Annotated in this window: 24 protein-coding genes and 1 pseudogene; 8 read left to right on the forward strand and 17 right to left on the reverse strand. The window is 61.9% G+C overall.

Going from position 1 to position 21,306, the window contains the following annotated elements:
• Positions 1-3 precede the first annotated feature (3 nt).
• The 4 genes from lepB to AU465_RS04735 all read right to left on the reverse strand — a co-directional run bounded on the left by lepB (position 4) and on the right by AU465_RS04735 (position 2,617).
• Complete coding sequence (lepB, locus tag AU465_RS04720) at positions 4-753, reverse strand: signal peptidase I (protein ID WP_192244489.1); 750 nt, start codon at positions 751-753, stop codon at positions 4-6.
• A gap of 80 nt (positions 754-833) precedes the next feature.
• The gene (gene acpS / locus AU465_RS04725) at positions 834-1,247 is read right to left on the reverse strand and encodes a holo-ACP synthase (RefSeq protein ID WP_192244492.1); all 414 of its coding nucleotides are present in this window, start codon (positions 1,245-1,247) and stop codon (positions 834-836) included.
• Positions 1,244-1,828, reverse strand: coding sequence for a DUF2062 domain-containing protein (locus AU465_RS04730; RefSeq protein WP_192244494.1), 585 nt, complete (start codon positions 1,826-1,828; stop codon positions 1,244-1,246). The genes acpS and AU465_RS04730 overlap by 4 nt, the downstream gene beginning before the upstream one ends.
• A 327-nt stretch (positions 1,829-2,155) precedes the next feature.
• Entirely contained in the window at positions 2,156-2,617 is a 462-nt protein-coding gene (locus AU465_RS04735; RefSeq protein ID WP_192244497.1) for an IS66 family transposase, read from the reverse strand.
• 170 nt (positions 2,618-2,787) lie between these two features.
• Between AU465_RS04735 and AU465_RS04740 the strand changes: the two are divergent.
• Positions 2,788-3,503, forward strand: a pseudogene (locus AU465_RS04740) (IS21 family transposase); the annotation flags it as partial.
• A gap of 429 nt (positions 3,504-3,932) precedes the next feature.
• On the opposite strand, the gene AU465_RS04745 reads toward AU465_RS04740, so the two are convergent.
• On the reverse strand, positions 3,933-4,280 hold the full coding sequence (locus tag AU465_RS04745) for a hypothetical protein (protein WP_192244499.1): 348 nt from the start codon (positions 4,278-4,280) through the stop codon (positions 3,933-3,935).
• 588 nt (positions 4,281-4,868) lie between these two features.
• Between AU465_RS04745 and AU465_RS04750 the strand changes: the two genes are divergently transcribed.
• Positions 4,869-5,096, forward strand: a complete 228-nt coding sequence (locus AU465_RS04750; RefSeq protein WP_210324993.1) for a hypothetical protein — start codon at positions 4,869-4,871, stop codon at positions 5,094-5,096.
• Positions 5,097-5,249: 153 nt separating this feature from the next.
• Here the strand turns inward: AU465_RS04750 and AU465_RS38120 are convergent, their stop codons facing one another.
• Both AU465_RS38120 and AU465_RS04755 read right to left on the reverse strand, forming a co-directional pair.
• Positions 5,250-5,462, reverse strand: a complete 213-nt coding sequence (locus AU465_RS38120; protein WP_512699435.1) for a Y4oE-related protein — start codon at positions 5,460-5,462, stop codon at positions 5,250-5,252.
• 85 nt (positions 5,463-5,547) lie between these two features.
• A complete protein-coding gene (locus tag AU465_RS04755; RefSeq protein WP_192244501.1) occupies positions 5,548-6,288 on the reverse strand; it encodes a hypothetical protein in 741 nt (246 codons plus the stop codon).
• Between the two features lie 152 nt (positions 6,289-6,440).
• Here AU465_RS04755 and AU465_RS36220 point away from each other — a divergent pair, with 152 nt between their 5' ends.
• Complete coding sequence (locus tag AU465_RS36220) at positions 6,441-6,677, forward strand: transcriptional regulator (RefSeq protein WP_246505869.1); 237 nt, start codon at positions 6,441-6,443, stop codon at positions 6,675-6,677.
• 155 nt (positions 6,678-6,832) lie between these two features.
• On the opposite strand, the gene AU465_RS04760 is transcribed toward AU465_RS36220, so the two are convergent.
• The 4 genes from AU465_RS04760 to rpoZ all read right to left on the reverse strand — a co-directional run bounded on the left by AU465_RS04760 (position 6,833) and on the right by rpoZ (position 10,582).
• Positions 6,833-7,213 carry a VOC family protein gene (locus AU465_RS04760; RefSeq protein ID WP_192244503.1) on the reverse strand — a complete coding sequence of 127 codons (381 nt, stop codon included), beginning with the start codon at positions 7,211-7,213 and terminating at the stop codon, positions 6,833-6,835.
• Between the two features lie 8 nt (positions 7,214-7,221).
• Positions 7,222-7,800, reverse strand: a complete 579-nt coding sequence (gene pyrE / locus AU465_RS04765; protein ID WP_192244505.1) for an orotate phosphoribosyltransferase — start codon at positions 7,798-7,800, stop codon at positions 7,222-7,224.
• A gap of 26 nt (positions 7,801-7,826) precedes the next feature.
• Positions 7,827-10,055 carry a RelA/SpoT family protein gene (locus AU465_RS04770; protein ID WP_192244507.1) on the reverse strand — a complete coding sequence of 743 codons (2,229 nt, stop codon included), beginning with the start codon at positions 10,053-10,055 and terminating at the stop codon, positions 7,827-7,829.
• A gap of 125 nt (positions 10,056-10,180) precedes the next feature.
• Positions 10,181-10,582, reverse strand: a complete 402-nt coding sequence (rpoZ, locus tag AU465_RS04775; protein ID WP_040972027.1) for a DNA-directed RNA polymerase subunit omega — start codon at positions 10,580-10,582, stop codon at positions 10,181-10,183.
• A gap of 296 nt (positions 10,583-10,878) precedes the next feature.
• On the opposite strand from rpoZ, the gene AU465_RS04780 reads away from it, so the two are divergent.
• Positions 10,879-11,460, forward strand: coding sequence for a LabA-like NYN domain-containing protein (locus tag AU465_RS04780; protein ID WP_066997475.1), 582 nt, complete (start codon positions 10,879-10,881; stop codon positions 11,458-11,460).
• Complete coding sequence (locus AU465_RS04785) at positions 11,457-12,128, forward strand: uracil-DNA glycosylase (protein WP_192244509.1); 672 nt, start codon at positions 11,457-11,459, stop codon at positions 12,126-12,128. Before AU465_RS04780 ends, AU465_RS04785 begins: the two co-directional genes overlap by 4 nt.
• 19 nt (positions 12,129-12,147) lie before the next feature.
• Here AU465_RS04785 and AU465_RS04790 read toward each other — a convergent pair whose 3' ends face one another.
• Positions 12,148-12,639, reverse strand: a complete 492-nt coding sequence (locus AU465_RS04790; RefSeq protein WP_192244511.1) for an Lrp/AsnC family transcriptional regulator — start codon at positions 12,637-12,639, stop codon at positions 12,148-12,150.
• Between the two features lie 98 nt (positions 12,640-12,737).
• On the opposite strand from AU465_RS04790, the gene AU465_RS04795 reads away from it, so the two are divergent.
• Complete coding sequence (locus tag AU465_RS04795) at positions 12,738-13,643, forward strand: DMT family transporter (protein ID WP_192244513.1); 906 nt, start codon at positions 12,738-12,740, stop codon at positions 13,641-13,643.
• Between the two features lie 44 nt (positions 13,644-13,687).
• On the opposite strand, the gene AU465_RS04800 is transcribed toward AU465_RS04795, so the two are convergent.
• Genes AU465_RS04800 through dapA form a run of 3 tightly spaced genes read right to left on the reverse strand, consistent with a single transcriptional unit; the run spans position 13,688 to position 15,842 of the window.
• Positions 13,688-14,422, reverse strand: coding sequence for a glycoside hydrolase family 25 protein (locus AU465_RS04800; RefSeq protein ID WP_192244515.1), 735 nt, complete (start codon positions 14,420-14,422; stop codon positions 13,688-13,690).
• Between the two features lie 33 nt (positions 14,423-14,455).
• Positions 14,456-14,935 carry an SsrA-binding protein SmpB gene (gene smpB / locus AU465_RS04805; RefSeq protein ID WP_192244517.1) on the reverse strand — a complete coding sequence of 160 codons (480 nt, stop codon included), beginning with the start codon at positions 14,933-14,935 and terminating at the stop codon, positions 14,456-14,458.
• 25 nt (positions 14,936-14,960) lie between these two features.
• Positions 14,961-15,842, reverse strand: coding sequence for a 4-hydroxy-tetrahydrodipicolinate synthase (dapA, locus tag AU465_RS04810; protein ID WP_192244519.1), 882 nt, complete (start codon positions 15,840-15,842; stop codon positions 14,961-14,963).
• 261 nt (positions 15,843-16,103) lie between these two features.
• Between dapA and AU465_RS04815 the strand changes: the two genes are divergently transcribed.
• Together AU465_RS04815 and AU465_RS04820 are read left to right on the forward strand one after the other, a co-directional pair.
• Positions 16,104-18,146 carry a lytic transglycosylase domain-containing protein gene (locus AU465_RS04815; protein WP_192244521.1) on the forward strand — a complete coding sequence of 681 codons (2,043 nt, stop codon included), beginning with the start codon at positions 16,104-16,106 and terminating at the stop codon, positions 18,144-18,146.
• Between the two features lie 222 nt (positions 18,147-18,368).
• Positions 18,369-19,277: an alpha/beta fold hydrolase gene (locus AU465_RS04820; protein ID WP_192244523.1), complete on the forward strand. Its 909-nt coding sequence runs from the start codon at positions 18,369-18,371 to the stop codon at positions 19,275-19,277.
• Between the two features lie 65 nt (positions 19,278-19,342).
• Here the strand turns inward: AU465_RS04820 and AU465_RS04825 are convergent, their stop codons facing one another.
• Together AU465_RS04825 and AU465_RS04830 are read right to left on the reverse strand one after the other, a co-directional pair.
• The gene (locus AU465_RS04825; protein WP_192244531.1) at positions 19,343-20,404 is read right to left on the reverse strand and encodes a tyrosine-type recombinase/integrase; all 1,062 of its coding nucleotides are present in this window, start codon (positions 20,402-20,404) and stop codon (positions 19,343-19,345) included.
• A gap of 244 nt (positions 20,405-20,648) precedes the next feature.
• The coding region (locus AU465_RS04830) for a porin (protein ID WP_192244525.1) at positions 20,649-21,306 on the reverse strand (658 nt) is incomplete at its 5' end.

Here is a 21,306-nt window from a genome sequence, read left to right on the forward strand (position 1 = left end):
ACCTTAGTGGACGAGATGGAACAGGCGCCCGGCGCGCATCAGCGATGGCCACTTCCAGATTTCCAAGGGGCTTGCGCCATCGGCAATCGAGAAGAAGATGACGTTGGCACGGCCGACGAGGTTCTCGGCTGGCACGAAACCGACGGTGAAGCGGCTGTCGGAGGAGTTGTCGCGGTTGTCGCCCATCATGAAATAGTGGCCGGGCGGCACGTCGAACTCGCGCGTGTTGTCGCCGATCGAAGTGGGCGTCAGGTCGAGCGTGTCATAGGTGACGCCGTTGGGCAGCGTCTCGCGATAGACGTCGACGGGACGGTCGACCTCGGTGATATCGGGATTGTCGATCTGGCCGACCTTTTCGCGCGGCACGGCGGTGCCGTTGATGAAGAGCTGGCCGTCCTTGACCTGGATCTTGTCGCCGGGCAGGCCGACGACGCGCTTGATGTAATCGACGGACGGATCCGGCGGGAACTTGAACACCACCACGTCACCGCGCTTGGGCTCCGAGCCCCAGATGCGGCCTGAGAAAATGTTGGGTCCGAAGGGCAGCGAGTAGCGCGAATAGCCATAGGCCCATTTGGTGACGAACAGATAGTCGCCTTCGAGCAGCGTCGGCCGCATCGAGCCGGACGGGATGGAGAAGGGCTGGAACAGCAGCGTGCGGATCACGAGCGCGAGCAGCAGAGCCTGGATGATGACGGAGAAGGTTTCCCCAAGCCCGCCGGATTTCTTCTGCGATTTTTCAGCCACGCTCATGTCGTCCTCGATTGTGCGTTGGTTGGTATAGAGTCTCGGCGCGCGCTGGGCAACGTCATGCCGCCCGTGGTCAGATGGAATCAATGTGGCGCTTGTTCGGCGGGTACTGCCTCGATGATCACAAAGGCTTGAGCAAGCGGAAAATCGTCGGTGATGGTGAGGTGAATCAACGCGCGATGGCCCTTGGGCAGGATTTTCTCCAGCCTGGCGGCAGCGCCGCCGGTGAGCGCCATGGTCGGCGCGCCGCTGGGCAGATTGACCACGCCCATGTCGCGCCAGAACACGCCCTCGGCCATGCCGGTGCCCAGCGCCTTGGCGCAGGCCTCCTTGGCGGCGAAGCGCTTGGCGTAGGAAGCGGCACGGGCCGCGCGCTTCTCGGACTTCGCCTGCTCGACCTCGGTGTAGATACGCTGGATAAAGCGCTGGCCGTGCCGTTCCAGCGACTTCTCGATGCGTCTGATGTCGATCAGGTCGCTGCCGATGCCGATGATCATTCCGCGGGAACTTCCCGTCCGCCGCGCTTGGCCTTGTCGGCACGTTCGGCCATGCGTTTCTTCCGTTGCTCACGGAACACGGTCATACCCCAGCGGGTGATGCCGTAGAACACAAGGCCGAAGAGCAGTCCGAGCGGCACCGCGCCGATCAACATCGGCTCCAGGATGGGGTGCCACAGCTTGGCGAAGGAAAGCGTGTGCATCATTTCGCCGAGATGCTCGGGCGGCCCGTGCTTGGGCAGGCGCTCATGCAGGATGAGCTTGCCGGTTTCCCAGGACGCGCCCCAGAGCAGCGGGAAGGTCAGCGGATTGCCGAAGAAAACCGCGCCGAGCGCCGCAGCCACCAGATTGCCGGCGATCACCCAGCAGAGCACGGCGGCGATGACGAAGTGGAAGCCAAGCGGGAAGAAGGAGGCGAAAACGCCCGCCGCGACGCCGGCCGCGACGGAATGGGGCGTCGCCTTCAGCCGCAGGATGCGCTTGGAGAAATACTGAACGGAGCGCGAAAAGGAGCGGCGCGGCCACAGGTAAGTACGCACCCGCTCCAGGAGGCCATCAGGCTCTCGGCGTCGAAAAAGCACTCTGTTTCAGTTCCTGGTCCAACATACGCTCCCCTGCCATCGGGGTCGCGCCGACTTATCTTGCGCTTCGAGAGCGCAGGAAGGCAACAAAACTTTGATATAGCGATCGCCAAGCCACGGAACAACGAAACGCCGCCGCGATGGTCTGCCGCAGGCCGTAAGATGGTCTGCCGCAGGCCGTAAAAAGAGCGCCATTCTGGCAAAACTGAGGAGTGAACCGGGAGGCAGGGCCGATGATCATCCCACTTACCACTTTTCGAGTACGCTCGATCACGCTTCAATACATTGAAGTGTAACGATTTTTTGGCCTGTCGTGGAGCCGGATACCTATTTGGGGGTCCGCCGGCGATGATAAACGCGCTCAATACGATAACAGGGCAAAAGTGGTGGCGGCCAGGTGCAGCTGACGATGTTTGGCAGGCATTGGATTTGTGGAGCATCGTCGATTGCGAGGCGGGCACCGAGATAGTCCCAAAAGGAGATGCGGAGCTTTTGGCAGGTTTTGCTAAGGCAGAGGAAGGCATCGCGACAGGAGCGCCCAGCCTCTGAGCGGGTACCGCCGGAGATCTTGCGCCTGATCACCTGGCAGCGGATGTCATTTTCCGAGCCGTTGGTGTGAAGCGGGATCTCAGGCCGATCGAGAACGGTCAACAACTCGGCCTTGTTAGCATGCAGCCTGGTTAGCAGAAGATCAAGCATGGCAAAGCCGGCGCGGCGTTTGAAGATGCGGTCGAAACGGGCCAGCAACTGGGTCTTGCGGCGGCGTGAGGGTTGGCTGCGCGGCGACAAACAAAGGTGAGACCCAGCGTCAATCAGGATGAGACTCTGCGGCGGGGGTGTGACGTAGGGAGGGCGCAGTCCGACCGGAGTTGCACCCCCCGCCGCAGAGCAAATTTTCGGCGTCTGTGATCGCGGTCAGCCCGGCAGTTAGTGATTTTTCTGGATGGAGAATCACCTTTGTGCCGGGTCGCCAGGTAACCGATCATCAGACGAGGCTTTTATGAAGTACCGACAAAATCACTCTGTCGAAGTCGCCGCCGCGAAGGCGTCGATCAGCCGAGCGACAGCCTACCGCATCGAGCACGATCCCCGACTTCCCTGGCAGAAGAAGCAGCCCCCGCGGGTGCCGTCGCCTCGATCCGCTCGAGCATATCTTTGACGCCGAAGTCGCTCCGCTTCTCGAGGCCGCTCCTGGGATCCGGGCGGTCGCGGTTTGTGACGAGATGCTGCGGCGGCATCCGGAGTTGTCCGTAGGCATTCACCGCACGCTTGAGCAGCGCATCCGGTCATGGCGAGCCGTTCACGGTCAGGAACAGGAGGGATCTTCCGCCAGACCCATGAACCCGGCCGGCGGGGGCTTTCGGATTTTACCGACATGAGCAACCTCGGCGTGACGATCGCCGGTGAGCCGCTCGATCATCTGCTCTATCACTTCCGGCTCGTCTGGTCGGGCTTCGAGCACGCCCATGTCATCCTTGGCGGCGAGAGCTTCGTCGCTCTGGCGGAAGGTCTGCAGAACGCGCTGGGGTCGGTCGGCGGCGCGCCGCTCTATCATCGCAGCGACAGCCTATCGGCCGCCTTCCGCAACCTCGTTGCCGATGCCAAGGCCGATCTCACGCATCGCTATGAGGAACTGTGCGCCCGTTACCGAATGCCCCCGACCCGCAACCGCCGCGCAGCGCCGCTGGCGGCAATGGCCACGCCTTCACCTATCCGGCTGGGTGCTTCCTATATCCTGATGCTGACGGCGTTCCTGGTGGACAATGGACAGGTTCTACCGGGCTGGCGGGAGCTTCCCCACACTGCCCTGTGGTTTGAGCCAAGCGTGCTCGGGCTGCCGTTTTTGATCGATGTGCTGTTCAGGCATCTGCTGGTCGTTGATTACGACCAACTCCGCTGGCGACAGAATCCAAACTGAGGCAATACCCGTCTCCGTCTTTGCATGACGATCACTATCGCCCAAGGCCAGACGTCAACCAATCGCCGGTGGAACGCACATGTTCAGATTGTGAACAGGGAACCCCCATTTCGGCCCGTAGTCTCCGTGGCGATTCCGCAATTTTTACGGCTGAGTTGTCCGACTGCAGAGTTCACAGATATCTATCTATTGTGTTAACTTCTGTTTCTTCTCCATCTCGAAATACTCTTCAATTGCACGGTCATACTCCGCGCGATCTTCTCGGTTCATATTCCTGTATCCGTCTTCGTTTACCATAAAGCCAGTCTTTTCATACGCATATACAAAATGTTTAGGAGTACCGGCGACCAGCATAGCCTTCTTAATTGTCGACTTTATTTCTTCCTCGCTCAGTTGGATGGGAACATCAGAATTGTCAACAAAGAAGACTTGGTAATCTCGACTTTGTTCTCGGCCAAACTTCTTTATGAACGCTTTTCGCCGTTTCCGCAAAATCTTCTCCGCCGCAGAACTCAACCTTATTTTTCGAGACATCTTTTCCTCCTATCAAACTGGCTTCCCGACCGGAATCTCTACCAAACGTCGCGACGCTCAGGGCATTCATGTCTGAAATTGGGGATAGAGACACACGGGCCCGGCGGGCGGCGCGCCGACTTGAGCGGCCCCGCCACCATGTGAGTCGATCCATTCAAGCTGGTCCTGAGCCGAATTTGTCGAGGTCTCGTGGATAGTCGCTCTTGGTCTTCTCCTTGAGGCTCAGCGTCGCGAACTTATGGTCAAGCAGGGCGAACAGGTCCAAATCCCCCACCGCTCTCACCCTCCGCTTCCAATGTGGCCTTCTGAGGAGGATGACCTTTGTTGTCGTTAGCCGCGCGCGATTCTTCGAAATGCTATCGCGCAACCTGCCGGCCGAGCAGGCGGGCAATGGACAGGACAGCTCGTTCAGCCATGTCCCGTTCCGACATGTCGGCGCTGTCACTAACGCCTGTATTGCCGTTCGCAGGCTTGGCGTCGTCCACCATGGCGCACCTGTTCTTCCATGAAGATCAGGAGCATTGAGCGAAGGGATGATCAGCAAGTCAAGTCCAGCTGCCGCGCGGTCGTAGTGTAGCGTGCAAATACTTGAGCAATGCGCTGCGGCTGCAGCCCTCGCTTTTGGACGAGGCCCGGAAGGTGGCGGAAAGCGAAGGCGTGCCGCTCAACCAGCTCATCAACGTGGCTGTTGCCGAAAAGCTCTCGGCGCTGCGGACGGAAAGCTACTTTTGGGGAACGGGCTTCCCGTGCGGACATCCCCAAGGCGCACACAATCCTGAAGCGAGCCGGCAAAGGCAAAGCGCCGGTCAAGGGTGATGAACTTCCGGAGTAAGATGACTTTAGGGACGGAGCGGTCCTGCTCATTTCGGCAGCTGGTCTATTTCCCAAAACTGCGCCGAGCCCGCGGTGGCTTGTCAGGGACGCCCGAGGCGGCGAAACGGAACAGGGCCCAACTCTGCATGGCGGCAATCAATGAAAAGGACGCAAGCGAGCCTTTAGCACTATCAGTTCAGGCTCGGCTTCCGAAGAGCCCGCCTGAAGACAATCAAATACTTGAAACCAGAAGCGATATTCCGGCATATCGCCCTTGCAATTCGCCGCCAGGGCGCCCCAGGCGATCGCCGTTACTGCCAAATCGCCCACAACGCTCTTGCCGCGTCGGCGACTTCGATAACGGACCACTCGCCAAGCAACGCGGCACTATCGGCAGTCTCCCGGTGACAACGAGAATCGTCGATTATAATAGGCGATCCACCGGCTGGCTTTTTCATGCTGTGCCTCCATCCGCCTCGGCCCAGACGCGCAACCTTCTACCTTCCCGTTTTCGAGCCGGTTTCGATTGGAGCATCTCGCTTGCAAGCATCTGTTCAGGAACGAGCCTCTGGCCGATGCGAATGACATCATCGAGTGTCGAGCGGATCTGCGGCCAGGGAAACTCAATGCTGTCTTCGGAAACTTCTCCTTCCCTCAGCACGGCATCAAGCTTGGCTGCCACACCGGCAAGGGAAGCAGCGGGGGTCTCGGACAACATTTCAAGCATGTCTTCGGCCCGGTCGGCTGACTCCCGCTCGGCGTGCAGCGCGGCGGAATAGCCGATTTCCCTGTCGGCGGCATCCCAGCGCGCCTGATGAGCCGCAAAATCGGCTTCGGCCTTCGCGCGCGTTGCCTCATCTTCCGGGCAAAGATCGAGCACTTCCTGAAGCGCCCCGCGTGAATGCAGCGTCACGCTTTCACCGTCGCGCAGCCGGATGGTCGCACAAGGAAAGCCAACGGATTCGGCCAGTTTCCGCTCCAGGCGTTGCTGCTGACGGCAAAGCCGCTCAGCCTGCTGATGGGCCGCCTGCCATTTGCGCCACACTGCCACCGCGGGATCGGTGGGTTCGTCCTTCTCTAAATCGTTGCGGGCAGCCGCTGTTGGCTGCCATGCCGCCATTGCAATTGCCGTTCCCGTAAGTACCCTCCTGCGGGTGACGAGAGGCAAAGTCGTGGTATTGTCGGAATCACCCATGATCCGAGCTCCCAATAGCTAGGGTTGTGATCAGGCTGCTGGGTGGTCGTAACACCATCAGCAGCCGCTTTTAAGCCAGCCTATAATCGTATCAGGGATACGATAATTCGACCGAAAGCCCGGATCAACAAAAATCGTATCAATGTTACGAAATGAATGTCGTTCAATGTAAAATGGCGCGTGTGGCGCTCGGCTGGGGAACCAGAGACTTGGCTCGTAACGCAGGCGTCTCACCTGATACCATTGCCCGTTTTGAGCGAGGCGAAGAACTTAAAACGTCAACCGTTGCGACGATTCGGGCCACGTTTGAGGCAGCTGGAATCGAATTTATCCCAGAAAATGGAGGTGGACCTGGCGTCCGGCTATCCCGTCGGCTGGACGGCAAATGATGCCTAGCAGTAGTTACTGCTCCTTTGACCCATGGCACAGATTTGCTGTAATTGACTCTGAGTGCCTTCATCTGAGAACGGCACGAGTGCATACACAATCTCCATTCGATAGGCTTTGCGCTATGCAGCTTGGTCTGAATTGACCGAAAAGAAGGCTATGCCAGATACTCGCTGACCTCGACCAGATTGTCGTCGGGATCGCGGAAATAGACCGACATCATCCTGCCGCAGGCGCCGATGCGCTCGACCGGACCGACTTCGATCGCCACGCTGTTGGCCTCGAGGCCGGCGCGGATATCGGAAAGAGACACCGCCGCGACGAGGCAGAAATCGCCGGAGCCCGGCGTCGGCGCCTTCGCCTTCGGCTCGAAGGTGCGGCCGACCTCGTGAAGGTTGATCTTCTGCGATCCGAAGAGAAGCGCGGTCGGCCGGTTCGGTTCATCCAGCCGCCGCATGCCGAGCACGCGCTGGTAGAAATCGCAGGCCGCTTCGACCGAGCGGACCGTCAGCACGAAATGATCGATGCCGGCGATCATCTTGGACCTCAAATGTTCCGGCTGCCGGGTTTGACGGCTGGGATGGCGGCAAGCTCCGGCGGCAGGCGGTCCGGCGGATAGGCCGGCACTTCATATTCGGCAAGTGCGATCAGCGGCACGCCGACATCGGTCTTGCCGGCCGAGCGGTCGATGATGCAGGCGGCGGCCACCACCTCGGCGCCCAGCTCGCGCAAGCAGTCGATGGTCTCGCGGATGGAAAGACCTGTGGTGACGATGTCCTCGACGATGACAACCCGCGATCCCTTGTCGATCTCGAAGCGGCGCAGCTTGAACTCGCCCCCTTCCCGCTCGACCCAGATCGCCGGCGCACCGAGATGGCGCGAGGTCTCGTAAGCCGGGATCAGGCCGCCGATCGCCGGACCGACGATATAGTCGATCCTGCCCGGCACCGCTTTGCGGATCTTCTCTGCCAGCGCCTTGCACAAGCGCTCGGTCTTGTCGGCATGCATGAAGACGCGCGCCTTCTGCAGGAAGATTGGACTGCGCAGTCCAGACGTCAGGATGAAATGGCCTTCGAGAACCGCGCCGGCCTCGCGGAAAATGCCCAACACTTCGTCGGTATTCATCTCGTTCCCCAGTGACAGATCGTAAACTAGCCGTTCACGCGACGCGCATCGCTGACGCTCGAATTGTCCTTGAGCTGCGACAGCAGCCGGTTGAGGTGCTTCAGGTCCCAGACCTCGAGGTCGATCAGCATCTCGGTGAAATCGGGCGCGGTGCGCACCATCGACAGCGTGTGGATGTTGGCATCGTTGGACGCGACGACCTGCGCTATGTCGGCGAGCGATCCCGGCGCATTGATGGCGGTGACCGAGATACGGGCCGGAAAGCGCTCCTTGGTGCGCTCGTCGATGTCCCAGCGCACGTCGATCCAGCGCTCGGGCTGGTCGTCGAAGGCCTGCAGGGCCGGCGACTGGATCGGATAGATGGTGATGCCGGTTCCCGGCTGGATGATACCGACGATGCGGTCGCCGGGCACCGCCCCTTCCGGCGCGAAGCGCACCGGCAGGTCGCCGCGCACGCCGCGGATGGGCACCGCGCCGTCGCGCTGCTGGTCCTTGCCCTTGCGCGCGGCGCGGCCCGGCATCTGGAAGAGCATGCCGGCGGCGTTGCGGATCTTCGACCAGCCCTCCTCGCGCTGCTTGGGCGCCGCGACCGTGACGCGCTCGTCCTTGTAGTCGGGGAAAACCGCCTTCATGACGTCGGTCGATGCAAGCTCGCCACGCCCGACGGAGGCCAGCACGTCCTCGATGTCCTTGCGCGCCAGCCGGTGCAGCACCGGCTTCAGGCTTTCCTTGGTGAAGTTCTTGCCGGCGCGCTCGAAGGCGCGTTCGAGGATGCGGGCGCCGAGCCCGGAATATTGCTTGCGGATGGCGTTCTTGGTGGCGCGGCGGATGGCGGCGCGCGCCTTACCGGTGACGACGACCGATTCCCAGGCGGCCGGCGGCACCTGCGCCTTGGAGCGGATGATCTCGACCTCGTCGCCGTTCTTCAATTCCGTCATCAGCGGCATGATGCGGCCGTTGACCTTGGCGCCTACGCAGGTGTCGCCGACATCGGTGTGTACGGCGTACGCAAAGTCGATTGGGGTGGCGCCGCGCGGCAGCGCGATCAGCATGCCCTTGGGCGTGAAGCAGAACACCTGGTCCTGGAACAGCTCCAGCTTGGTGTTTTCCAGGAAATCCTCGGGGTTGTCGCCTTCGGCCAATTGCTCGATGGTGCGGCGCAGCCAGGCATAGGCGTTGGTCTCCTTGGAGATCGCGTGCGCGGCTCCATTCGTCTTTCCGCCGGTATCCTTGTAGATCGAGTGCGCGGCGACGCCGTATTCGGCGATCTTGTTCATCTCGCGGGTGCGTATCTGCAATTCGACGCGCTGGCGCGACGGACCGACGATGGTGGTGTGGATGGAACGGTAGTCGTTCTGCTTTGGCGTCGAGATGTAGTCCTTGAAGCGGCCGGGCACCATCGACCAGGTGGTGTGGATGGCGCCGAGCGCGCGGTAGCAGTCCTCGACCGTGTCTACCACGACACGGAAGCCGAAGATGTCGGACAGTTGCTCGAAGGAAAGCGCCTTGGCCTCCATCTTGCGGAATACCGACCACGGCTTCTTCTGCCGGCTTTTGACGCTGGCTTTGATCGCATGCTTTTCGAACAGGCCCGACAGCGCCTTCTCGATCTCGTCCAGCACGCCTTTGTTGCGCTCGAAGATTTCAGCCAGCCGCGCGGTGACGGCGCGATAGGCCTCCGGATTGATGTAGTGGAAGGCGATCTCTTCCAGCTCTTCGCGCATGCCTTGCATGCCCATGCGCCCTGCGAGCGGCGCATAGATGTCCATCGTCTCCTCGGCAATGCGCAGGCGCTTGGACTCGGGCATATGGTCGAGCGTGCGCATATTGTGCAGGCGGTCAGCGAGCTTGACCAGGAGAACGCGGATATCCTCGGAGATCGCCAGCAGCAGCTTGCGCAGGTTCTCCGCCTGCTCGGCCTTCTTGGAGACGAGGTCGAGCTTCTTCAGCTTGGTCAGGCCCTCGACCAGCTTGCCCATTTCGGGGCCGAACAATTCATCGATCTCGGCCCGGGTCGCGGTCGTGTCCTCGATCGTGTCGTGCAAAAGGGCAACCGCGATGGTCGCCTCGTCCATATGCATCTCGGTGAGGATGGCGGCGACTTCCAGCGGGTGCGAGAAATAGGGATCGCCCGAGGCGCGCTTCTGGTGGCCATGCTTCTGCATGGCGTAGACATAGGCCTTGTTGAGCAGCGCCTCGTTGACGTCAGGCTTGTAGCGCTGCACGCGCTCGACAAGCTCATACTGACGCATCATGGGCGGAATCTCGCGGTGCGGAAATGATTGATGCGCCGCACCGAGGTGCGACGCATCCCATAGATAGCCACGAAACCGACGATACGGAAGTGCCGGATGCTTGATCCAGGCCGGTTCCGGTTGCCTTAGTAGTCGTCGCTCTTTTCCGGGGGTACCAGACCCTCGATGCCGGCGAGCAGGTCTTCCTCGCTCATGCGGTCGAAGGCGATGTTCTCTTCGGCATCGTCGGTGTCGGCGGCGGCGGTGGCGGCGCCGGTCTGATCGGCGATCGCCTCGCCATCGGCTTCCGGCTCGTCGACCTCGACATGCTTCTGCAGCGAGTGGATCAGGTCCTCCTTGAGGTCGTCGGGCGACAGCGTCTCCTCGGCGATCTCGCGCAGCGCAATGACGGGATTCTTGTCATTGTCGCGAGGAACAGTGATCTGCGCGCCCTGGCTGATCTGGCGGGCACGGTGGCCGGCGAGCAGCACGAGCTCGAAACGGTTATCGACCTTGTCGATACAATCTTCAACGGTTACGCGGGCCATGGACTGCCCCTTTCATGCGTGGATTTGATGGAAAACTGGCGGGCTCCATAACCCGGACGCCGCCGAAACACAAGCTTTATGGCGGCAGCGACCAAAGCACGATCGCTTGCCCGGCTCAACAACTGCCCTGCCGTTCGACATAGTGCCGATCACAATTGCTTGCAATCCGCGTCCGCGCCCTTGGATATCCATAAATCTGGCGTTATCTCGAATGGGACGGCAAAGAGGGATCATTATCGGGCCTGACCGTCATGTGCATTTAGACCGCCAGAAATTTTCGAAAGGGATGTTTTTCAATGTTCGATCCCCGTGAAAAGATCGCTCTTTTCATCGACGGCGCCAATCTCTACGCCACATCGCGGGCGCTGGGCTTCGACATCGACTACCGCAAGCTTCTGTCGAGCTTCCAGAAGCGCGGCTACCTGCTCAGGGCCTACTACTACACGGCGTTGGTCGAGGATCAGGAATACTCCTCGATCCGGCCGCTGATCGACTGGCTGGACTATAACGGCTTCAAGGTGGTGACCAAGCCCGCCAAGGAATTCACCGACTCGACCGGCCGCCGCAAGATCAAGGGCAACATGGACATCGAGCTGACCGTCGATGCGCTGGAGCTTGCCGATGTCGTCGACCACTATGTCATCTTCTCCGGCGACGGCGATTTCCGCACGCTGGTCGAGGCGCTGCAGCGCCGCGGCCGCAAGGTCTCGATCATCTCGACCATGGCCTCGCAGCCACCGATGATCTCCGACGACCTGCGCCGCCAGGCCGACCATTTCATCGACCTGATGACGCTGAAGAACGAGGTCGGCCGCGATCCATCGGAGCGGCCGGTCCGCCGGCCCGAGCCGGCTGAAGCCGACGAGGACGATTATTGAGAGCGGCGGCCTTGAGCGCCGCGCCCTCCCCTGAACCCAGCCGTGACTGTCCGCTCTGCCCGCGGCTGCATGACTTCATCGCCGGCTGGCGCCAGCGCGAGCCAGACTGGTTCAACGCGCCGGTGCCGACCTTCCTGCCGCCGGAGGGCGAGGCTTCGGTCAAGCTGCTCATTGTCGGGCTGGCGCCTGGGCTGCGCGGCGCCAATCGCACCGGGCGTCCCTTCACCGGCGACTATGCCGGCGACCTGCTCTATGGCACGCTGATCGCGCAAGGCCTGGCGCGCGGCGAATTCAAGGCGAGCCCGGATGACGGGCTGGAACTCATCGGCACCGCGATCACCAATGCCGTGCGCTGCGTGCCGCCGGAGAACAAGCCGATAGGCGCCGAGATCGCCACCTGCCGCACCTTCCTCAAGCCGACGATCGCGCGCTTCCCCAATTTGCGCGCCATCCTGACGCTGGGCTCGATCGCGCATCAGTCGACGGTGCGGGCGCTGGGGGGAAGCGTCGCCGCTCTTCCGTTCCGCCACGGCGGACGCCAGGAGGCCGGCGGCATCACGCTGTTTTCCAGCTATCACTGCTCGCGCTACAACACCAACACCGGGGTGCTGACGGAAGACATGTTCGTCAACGTCTTCAAGGAGATCGCGGCGTTCCTGCAAGGCTGACGAGACAGCCGGCCGGGTTTCATACCGGCAACAGCGCGTCGGGTTTCACATCGCCGATTGAGGCATAGGTGTGCGTCTCCTTTACGCCCGGCAGCGGCAGGATGACCCGCTTCAGAAAATCCTGATAGGCGCCCATTTCCGAAATACGAGCCTTCACCAGATAGTCGAAGCCGCCGACGACCATATGGCATTCCAGAACCTCGGGCGCCCTGCTCACGGCCTCGGCGAAGCGATCGAAAATATGAGGTGCCGTGTGATCGAGCCGCACCTCGATGAACACAAGAGTGCCGCGGCCGATCTTTCGCGGATCGAGCACGGCCCTGACCGCGGTGATGAAGCCCTCACGAAACAGACGCTTCACTCGCTGACTGGCGCCGGTTGGCGAGAGGCCGACTCGGGCAGCGAGATCGAGAGTCGTGCGCCGCCCGTCCTCCTGCAGCAGCCGAAGGAGGCTGCGGTCGATATTGTCGAGATCGCCTTCTTCAGGATTCACGCCGGAAATGCCTTTCATTGGTGAATCTCACGTAAATCTTACGAAAGTAGCGTATTTTATCGCGGATTTTTCAGCAATAGCCTGTGCTTCACCAAGACCGACGGGCAGGTACGAAGATGGCACGGGACCACAATACGAGGCTGGCGATTATCGCGGGCTTGGCCATGATCGGCATCTACGCCGTGCAATTTGTTGCCGCCCGCTTCAGTCTCAGGGAACATCTGACGTCAACCGATCTGGCAGCCCTGCGTTTCGTCGGCGCCGGCATGGTCTTGCTGCCGATCGCCTGTCGAAGCGGCACGGCAGCGATGCAGGTGTTGGGTTGGAAGCGCGCCCTGGCGCTTGCGACACTGGCCGGATTGCCATATCCGATCATCATCAATTGGGGCCTGACCTATGCGCCTGCCGCGCATGGCGCGGCGCTCTGTCCAGCGTCGATTGTCTCCTTCTCGTTCTTGCAGTCAAAAATCGCGACCACCGACAAAGCCTCACGTCAACGAACCGTCGGCGTCGTCGTGATCATTGCCGGCCTGATGCTGTTCATTTCGCCAGAACAGGCAGGCATCGGCGTGAGGAACGTATTCTTCGGCGATCTCCTGTTCATCGGATCGGGTGCGATGTTTGCCAGCTACGCCGTGCTCGTGCGGCGATGGCGCGTCGATCCGGTGATGGCGACAGCCAGCGTCGTGCTTCTGTCATGCCTGCCGCTGCCGCTTGTCTACCTATTTGCGCCGACCGGCCTTCATGCAGCCCCGGCCGCCGAAATCGCCAGCCAGATCGTCATCCAAGGATTTCTGGCAGGTGCGGCCGCCATGTTTCTCTACACCTTTATCGTCCGGCAGTTGGGATCGCAGACAGCATCGCTGTTCATGCCCTGCGTGCCGATCGTGACTGTCATCGTCGGCATAGCGGTGCTCGGTGAAACGCCGACAAGCGTCCAGCTTGCTGCCATCGCAATCATGGCAGCCGGCATGGCATTATCAGCTTTCGCCAAACCCAGGGCCAAGGCCGCCCTGCCGTGAGGCGCTGCGAGCGGCTAGCGGTTGGAACAAACCCGTGCAGGCGATCACGGCGTTCCTGAAGAGCTAGATTCAGGCGCCGGGGCAAACAGTTCGGTAAGCCTCGCCGGTCCGCCCTTCAGCACATTCAAGTCGACATCGCCATCGATGCCGTCGACACGGCCCGTGTCGAGATATTGCCAATAGACCCAGCCGTCGTCGTTCAGCGGCCCGCGCAGAGAGCGCAGCCAGCGCTGGCGAACCGCGATATGAGCAGAATAGGTCGGCGCCATCTCGTCGGTGATATAGATGATGGCCGGCTTGCCGTAGATCGCCTCGACCGGTCCCAGAAATGCAAGGAGTTCCGCGTTGAGCTCGGCAGGCGACGGGCGTCGCGGACAATTGCCGTGGAATTCGATGTCGACGACCGGCGGCAGAAGCTGCTCGCCGCGCGGCACGACCGAGATGAAGTTCTTGGCCTGATCGGCGCCCGGGCGACAGAAGGTGAAGAAATGATAGGCGCCGACGGCGAGGCCCGCCGCGCGGGCCTGGCGCAAATTCTCGGCAAAGGCATCATCGACATGGTCGCCACCCTCCGTCGCCTTGATGATGGCGAAGGCGACATCGTCGGCCGCGACGCGCGGCCAGTCGATCCTGCCCTGGTGATGCGAGACGTCGATGCCCCTGATGGGAAATTCGCCGCGATCCGGCGGAAAAGCGCGAGGCCGGAAAAAGCCTTCTGCCCAGATGGCAAGCGCCAGAAAGACGAAAGCCAGGACCAGGACAATCAAGCTGTTCCTCAAGCCTCAGCTCCCTGCCCGGCATCGCTGGCTGTCTTACCCGCGCTCCTTGAGGAGCCGCCCCTTCTCGCGGGACCAGTCGCGCTGCTTTTCCGCCTCGCGCTTGTCGTGCAGCTTCTTGCCGCGGGCGATCGCCAGCAGCAGCTTGGCGCGGCCGCGATCGTTGAAATAGATTTTCAGCGGCACCAGCGTCATGCCTTCGCGCTCGACGCTCTGCGACAGCTTGGCCATCTCGCGCTTGCTGACGAGCAGCTTGCGACGCCGGCGCGGCTCATGGTTGAAGCGGTTGGCCTGGAGATATTCCGGCAAATAGGAATTGATCAGCCAGATCTCGCCGCCTTCGGCCGAGGCGTAGCTTTCCTGGATGTTGGCCTGGCCCTGACGCAGCGACTTGACCTCGGTGCCGGTCAGCACCAGGCCGGTCTCGATCGTGTCGAGCACCTCGTAGGAAAAGCGCGCCTTGCGGTTTTCGGCGACCGTCCTGTTGTTGGGGTCGGCTTTCTTGACTTGATTCATAATGCGGAGAGGTGGCGCCTCATCCCTAGTTTATCAAGCCGGCATGCTTCAGTGCGGCGTCGAGCTTCTCGGCGGTCGAAGCTTCGACCGTCACCAGCGGCGAGCGGACCACGTTCTCGACCTTGCCCAGCTTCGACAGCGCGTATTTGGCGCCGGACACGCCGGGCTCCATAAAGATCGCCTTGTGCAGCGGCAACAGACGATCCTGCAGCTCGAGCGCCTTGGCGCTGTCGCCGGAGAGCGTGGCTTCCTGGAACTCGGCGCAAAGGCGCGGCGCGACGTTCGAGGTCACCGAGATGCAGCCGACGCCGCCGTGCGCGTTGAAGCCAAGCGCGGAGGCATCCTCGCCGGAAAGCTGGATGAAATCCTTGCCGCAGGTCATGCGCTGTTCCGAGACTCGCTCGACCTTGCCGGTCGCATCCTTGACGCCGGCGATGTTCTTGAAGTCATGGCGCAGCCGGCCCATCGTCTCCGGCGTCATGTCGATCACCGAGCGCGGCGGGATGTTGTAGATGATGATCGGCAGCCTAGTCGCCTTGGCGACAGCGGCGAAATGTTCGTAGAGGCCGCGCTGGGTCGGCTTGTTGTAATAAGGCGTGACGACGAGTGCTGCATCGGCGCCTGCCTTTTCGGCATATTGCACCAGCCCGACGGCTTCCTCGGTGTTGTTGGAGCCGGCGCCGGCCACCACCGGAACCCTGCCCTTGGCGACCTCGATGCAGAGCTTGACGACATGGCGGTGCTCGTCATGCGACAGCGTCGGCGACTCGCCGGTGGTGCCGACCGGGACGAGGCCCTTGGTGCCCTCGGCGATCTGCCATTCGACAAACGCCCGAAAGGCTTTCTCGTCGAAACGCCCGCTCTTTTCGAACGGTGTGACGAGCGCGGTCAGCGAGCCTCTCAGCATATTGTCCAAACTCCTTTGGAACTTAATCGGGGGAACCTATCGGGTTTCGTCGATCGGTTTGTTTGCGCGCCTTCTAACCGAAAGCGAAGCCGCGCACCATAGTCTCGACACGGTTCAGCGGCAAGCATCGCCATAGTACCAGCAAGCGCATTTCGAACGGCCTCGATAACCTTTTGTTTACGAGCCTTTCACGACCTAAGTTTAGGCTCCCCGCGGGGCTTCGAGTGTCCCAGCCTGCTGGTGGTGTGCTAGGATGGAATAATGCCGACGAGGGGGCCTCACCTCTTAGCGCTTTTCAGCGTGATCGTCGCGCTGATGCCGGGGATGGCGATCGGCGGCAGCGGGGATGTGCGCATGGCTGTGGCGATCCCGGCGCCTGCAGCACCTCAGGCGCCAGGCCAGACGCAGCCTTCCCCGCCTCCGGCCAGCATTGCTCAATTGAAGGGCGGCCTCGACGCGCTCGGCGCCAACGACATTGCCGGCGCGCGCAATGCCCGCGACTCATTGCCGGCAACGTCGCTCGACCGGCACATCCTGGCCTGGGCGATCGCGCTTTATGGCGGCGACAAGGTGCCGAGCGGCGAGATTGCCGATGCCGCCAAGATGCTGCCGGGATGGCCGGGCACGATAGTGCTGCGCAAGAACAGCGAGCGCGCGCTCTACCGCGAGAACCCGCCGCCGCAAGTGGTGGTGAACGCCTTCGGCCGCAGCCAGCCGCTGACGCCGGAGGGAGTGATGATCCTCGCGCGCTCGCAGGTGGCGCTGGGCAATGCCGCGGCGGCGCGCGCCACGCTGGTGCCTTTCTGGCGCAGCGAGAAGCTGGAAGCCAAGGACGAGAGCGCCTTCATCAAGGAATTCGGCGCGCTGATCCCGGCCACCGACCACCGCTACCGCATGGAGCGCATGTTCTATGCCGACAAGCCGGACTCGGCGCTACGCGTCGCCGGCCTAGCCGGAGCGCAACAACTGGCAGACGCCTGGGCAGCCGCCGACAGGGGCGACAAGAACACGGCCAAATTGTTGAAGGCGGTACCTGCGGCGCAACGTTCTGCCGGCTATTTCTTCGCCGAGGCCGAATATCTGCGCAAGCAGCAGAAGTTTGCGGACGCCGCTGCCATCGTGATGAAAGCGCCGACCGACCGCGATTCGCTTGTCGATCCCGACGCATGGTGGGTGGAGCGCCGTGTTCTTTCGCGCGGGCTGGTCGACCAGGGCGACATGAAGACTGCCTACAGAATTGTCTCCGTGCATGCGGCCGAGAGCCCGGCCAGCGCCGCCGAAGCCGAGTTCCATGCCGGCTGGTACGCGCTGCGCGGCCTGAACGATCCGTCGACCGCGGCCGCGCATTTTTCGCGCATCGCCGACACGGCGCAGGGACCGGTATCGCTGTCGCGCGCCTATTACTGGCTTGGCCGCGCCGCGGAAGTCGGCAGTCCGGGCAACGCTAAAGATTACTTCACCCGCGCGGCCGCTTACGGCACGACCTTCTACGGCCAGCTCGCAGGCGAGCGCGTGGGCCTCAGGGCCCTCAACATCGTCTATCCGAAACCGAGCGCGGCCGACCGCCAAAGCTTCGAGGGCCGCGAGGCCGTGAGCGCGATCAAGCGACTGCAGGAGGCGGGCTACGACCGCTATGCCGAAACGCTCTACCGCGACCTTGCAGGACAACTGACCAGTCCGGGTGAACTGGCGCTGCTGGCGGTGCTCGCCGAAAAGCAGGGCAACCATTTCATGGCGCTCAAGATCGGCAAGATCGCCGCGGCGCGCGGCATCGATGTCGGCGCCCTGTCGCATCCTCTCGGCGTCATCCCCGATTCGGCCAATATCTCCGGCTCCGGCAAGGCGCTCGCCTATGCCATCGCCCGCCAGGAGAGCGAGTTCAACATCGGGGCGATTTCCAGCGCCGGGGCGCGCGGCCTTTTGCAATTGATGCCGGGCACCGCCAAGCAACTGGCGAAGAAGGCCGGCATGACCTTCTCGCAGGCGCGGCTGACGACCGATGCCGGCTACAACGCGACGCTTGGTTCAGCCTTCCTCGGCGAGCAGCTCGACCGCTTCAACGGCTCCTATGTGCTGACCTTCGCCGGCTACAATGCCGGCCCCAACCGCGCCGCCCAATGGGTGGCGAAATACGGCGACCCGCGCGGCAAGGACGTGGATGCCGTGGTCGACTGGATCGAGCGGATTCCCTACACGGAAACAAGAAGCTACGTGCAGCGCGTGATGGAGAATTACGAGGTCTACAAGATGCGTATTTCAGGCAAATACGACATCGTGGGCGATCTGGTGAACGGGCGGAGTTGAAGGCCCCCCTCTCCCCTTGCGGGAGAAGGTGGATCGGCGCGTAGCGCCGAGACGGATGAGGGGTGTTGGACGGATCGCCGTCCTTGCCAAGCTGGAGTACCCCTCATCCGTCGCCTTCGGCGACACCTTCTCCCACAAGGGGAGAAGGAGGCGCCTCAGTGATTTGACCATTTCTGCCCCCGCCTGTAGCTCTCTGCCGACCCAGAGAGGAACAGCGCCCCGATGGCAAGTGACGGTTTTTCCGACTTCTTCTATGCCGCGCCTGACGGTCTCAAGCTCCATGCCCGGATCTACGGCGAGGCGAACAGCGATGGCTGGCCGGTCGTCTGCCTGCCCGGCCTCACGCGCAATGCCCGCGACTTCCATGCGCTCGCGCTCCACCTTTCGAGCAACGCGAGGACACCGCGCAAAGTCGTCGCCTTCGATTATCGCGGCCGCGGCCAATCCGACTACGATCCCGACATCGGCCACTACAATGTCGGTGTCGAAGCCGGCGATGTGCTCGCCGGCCTGTCGGAGTTGGGCATCGAAGAGGCTGCCTTCATCGGCACCTCGCGCGGCGGGCTGATCATCCACGTGCTCGGCGCGCTGAAGCCGGCGGTTTTGAAGGCTATTGTCCTCAACGACATCGGCCCTGTCGTCGAGGTCGAGGGCATCGCCCACATCCGCTCTTACCTCGACCGGTCGCCGAAGCCGAAGCCGTTCGCCGAGGCGGTCGAAGCGCAGCGGCGCGTGCACGGCGCCAGCTTTCCGGCGCTTACCGACGCCGACTGGGCACGGATGGTGAGCGCCATCTGCCGCGACACGGATGCCGGACTGGTACCCGATTTCGATCCCACCCTGGTCGAAACGCTGGCCGGCGCCGACTTCAGCAAGCCGCTGCCGGATCTCTGGCCGCAGTTCGACGCGCTTGCCGCGGTGCCGATGCTCGCCATTCGCGGCGGCAATTCGAAGCTGTTGTCCGCCGCGACGCTCCAGGAGATGGGAAAGCGTCATCCCGGCATGGAGGCAATCACCGTCGACGGCCAGGGACACGCGCCCTTCCTGGAAACCGGCAACCTGCCGCAGGAGATTGCCTCGTTCCTTGATCGGGCGGAAAGCAAATCAGGCCAAAGTAAAGCCCAAGGCTAAACCAGCTCCAGGCGGGATCAACCCAGTATAGATTCGCGTTGGGCCAGCGCGCGTCTATTTGCCCTTCAGCTCTTGCGGCGCGCCTTCGCCGGCTCTGATCCGCTCTCCTTACGAGCGGCTTTGGCCGGTGACGGCGTGGTCAACGGGGACGCAAACACCGAGTTCTCCGCCAGGCGCGGCGCCTCATCGGCGCGCGGTTTCTCGAGCACGACGACGCAGCCGTCGAGGTCGTTGGTGGCGAGATGCGCGTAACGCATGGTCATCGACAACGTCTGGTGGCCGAGCCACATCTGCACGCGCCGTATGTCGATGCCGCCCTGGACGAGGCGCGAGGCGCAAGTGTGGCGCAGGATATGCGGCACCACCTGCTCGTCAGCGCCGAGACCGACCTCGGCCTTCGCTTCGTTCCAGATGGCGCGGTACTGCGCCTGGGTGAACTTGGTGAACGGACCCTTTGGCCGGCGCCCTTCGGTCGTCGGCGGCAGCTTGATCACCTCCTTGACCCGTTCGGTCATCGGAATGGTGCGGCTGCGACCCGACTTGGTGATCCAGAACGAGACGCGGTGTTCCTGGATGTCGTTCCAGATCAGGCCGAGCGCCTCGCCGAGACGGCAGCCGGTGTCGACCAGGAAGACGAAGAGCCTGTAAGCATCCTCGCTGCGGCTCTTGATGGCGGCGAACAGCCTTGCCTCCTCGTCCCTTTCGAGGAAACGAATCCGCCCCGCCCGCTCCTTCTGGCGGCGGAACTCGGGCAGGCTGTGGATATCTCCCATCTTGTGAGCCTTGCGCAGCAGCTTGCTGAGTGCAGCCATCTTGCGATTGATGGTTGCGTTGCTGTTCCCGCGCTGGCGCAAGGTACCGATAAGACTGTCCAGGGTGTTCTGGTCAAAGGTGCTGAAACGCTCTCCCAGAAGGATCTCGTCTATTTCACCGATGAAAGAGCTGACATTGTATTTATGCCGCCCATCATCCCAGAGTATATCCCGATAAGCTGCAAAAAGCTCCCTGATCCTGTACGACTTTACTTCTCTGATCTTGTTATATGTGTATCGAAAGTTCGAGTTCTGAGAAGAAAAAACCGCAAAGTGACCAGAGGACCCCCCCTCTTGAATCGCTTCGTTCGTCATTTTTTTAGCCCACACCCCCAAGTGGATAGGCACAGCTGCCCGCACGGAAGCGTCCTTTCAAGAGTTTTTGTCCGACAAAATGATTTCATCCACCTCAGCGGCGAATCCCACGAAACCATTTTCACGGACTTCAGCTACCAGTACCCCCTTCTCTTCCTTCGTTTGCCCTCACCCAGTCCCGAAAACAAAACAGCCCGGGCATTGAAGCGCCCGGGCTGGATTTTAACTTGTATAGTACCAGCCCTTAGAAGGAGCGCTGGAAGCGGAGGAAACCGCCGACGCTGTTCTTCTTTTGGAAGGCCAACGGGGAGCTGTCGGTCCAGTTGATACCTTCCTGACCCCAATGCGCCCAGTCCACTTCGGCCGTGACCGTGAGGCCGGGAACGACGTCGTAAGCGACGTTTGCCGCCAGACCGATGTTCTTCTCGTCGTCGGTCGACGCCTGGATGTTGAACGAGGTCTTCTCGTTGAACTTGTAGGTGCCGCCACCCCAGACTGCCCAGTTGCCGCCCCACTGCTTGTAGAAGCCGCGGCCGCCGGCCGGGATCGCCCAGGTCGGGTCGCTGAGATTGTCGTCGGTGCCGTAGCCGGCCATGATGAACAGCGACAGCGCGTCGGAGACATTCACGTCCAAACGGACCTTGCCCAGCGCGTCGGAGACATTCACGTCCAAACGGACCTTGCCTGCCACTTCTTCATAGTTGCTGTCATAGGCGACGACGCCGGTGATGGCGCCCCAGCCCTGCGTCCACTTCACGCCGCCGACGACATGTGGAACGTAGCTGTCGATTGTGCCCTTCACGCCCGAGCCTTCTTCGAGCGAGACGACCGCCGAGAAGCCGTTGCCTGCGTCGAAGTAGTACTGGACGACGTTGGTGTCGAAATCGCCATACGGAACCAGC

This window comes from Mesorhizobium silamurunense, from assembly GCF_014843905.1.
GTDB lineage: Bacteria > Pseudomonadota > Alphaproteobacteria > Rhizobiales > Rhizobiaceae > Mesorhizobium > Mesorhizobium silamurunense.

What these genes read in the sequence shown, in the direction of transcription:
- pyrE (WP_192244505.1), bottom strand. Translation starts at nt 7,800, where the DNA reads ATGAATACCGACGAAGTGTTGGGCATTTTCCGCGAGGCCGGCGCGGTT.
- smpB (WP_192244517.1), bottom strand. Translation starts at nt 14,935, where the DNA reads ATGAATCAAGTCAAGAAAGCCGACCCCAACAACAGGACGGTCGCCGAA.
- AU465_RS04745 (WP_192244499.1), bottom strand. Translation starts at nt 4,280, where the DNA reads ATGTCTCGAAAAATAAGGTTGAGTTCTGCGGCGGAGAAGATTTTGCGG.
- AU465_RS04780 (WP_066997475.1), top strand. Translation starts at nt 10,879, where the DNA reads ATGTTCGATCCCCGTGAAAAGATCGCTCTTTTCATCGACGGCGCCAAT.
- AU465_RS04820 (WP_192244523.1), top strand. Translation starts at nt 18,369, where the DNA reads ATGGCAAGTGACGGTTTTTCCGACTTCTTCTATGCCGCGCCTGACGGT.
- AU465_RS36220 (WP_246505869.1), top strand. Translation starts at nt 6,441, where the DNA reads ATGAATGTCGTTCAATGTAAAATGGCGCGTGTGGCGCTCGGCTGGGGA.
- lepB (WP_192244489.1), bottom strand. Translation starts at nt 753, where the DNA reads ATGAGCGTGGCTGAAAAATCGCAGAAGAAATCCGGCGGGCTTGGGGAA.
- AU465_RS04815 (WP_192244521.1), top strand. Translation starts at nt 16,104, where the DNA reads ATGCCGACGAGGGGGCCTCACCTCTTAGCGCTTTTCAGCGTGATCGTC.
- dapA (WP_192244519.1), bottom strand. Translation starts at nt 15,842, where the DNA reads ATGCTGAGAGGCTCGCTGACCGCGCTCGTCACACCGTTCGAAAAGAGC.
- AU465_RS04755 (WP_192244501.1), bottom strand. Translation starts at nt 6,288, where the DNA reads ATGGGTGATTCCGACAATACCACGACTTTGCCTCTCGTCACCCGCAGG.
- AU465_RS04790 (WP_192244511.1), bottom strand. Translation starts at nt 12,639, where the DNA reads ATGAAAGGCATTTCCGGCGTGAATCCTGAAGAAGGCGATCTCGACAAT.
- AU465_RS04770 (WP_192244507.1), bottom strand. Translation starts at nt 10,055, where the DNA reads ATGATGCGTCAGTATGAGCTTGTCGAGCGCGTGCAGCGCTACAAGCCT.
- rpoZ (WP_040972027.1), bottom strand. Translation starts at nt 10,582, where the DNA reads ATGGCCCGCGTAACCGTTGAAGATTGTATCGACAAGGTCGATAACCGT.
- AU465_RS04795 (WP_192244513.1), top strand. Translation starts at nt 12,738, where the DNA reads ATGGCACGGGACCACAATACGAGGCTGGCGATTATCGCGGGCTTGGCC.
- AU465_RS04760 (WP_192244503.1), bottom strand. Translation starts at nt 7,213, where the DNA reads ATGATCGCCGGCATCGATCATTTCGTGCTGACGGTCCGCTCGGTCGAA.
- AU465_RS04825 (WP_192244531.1), bottom strand. Translation starts at nt 20,404, where the DNA reads ATGACGAACGAAGCGATTCAAGAGGGGGGGTCCTCTGGTCACTTTGCG.
- acpS (WP_192244492.1), bottom strand. Translation starts at nt 1,247, where the DNA reads ATGATCATCGGCATCGGCAGCGACCTGATCGACATCAGACGCATCGAG.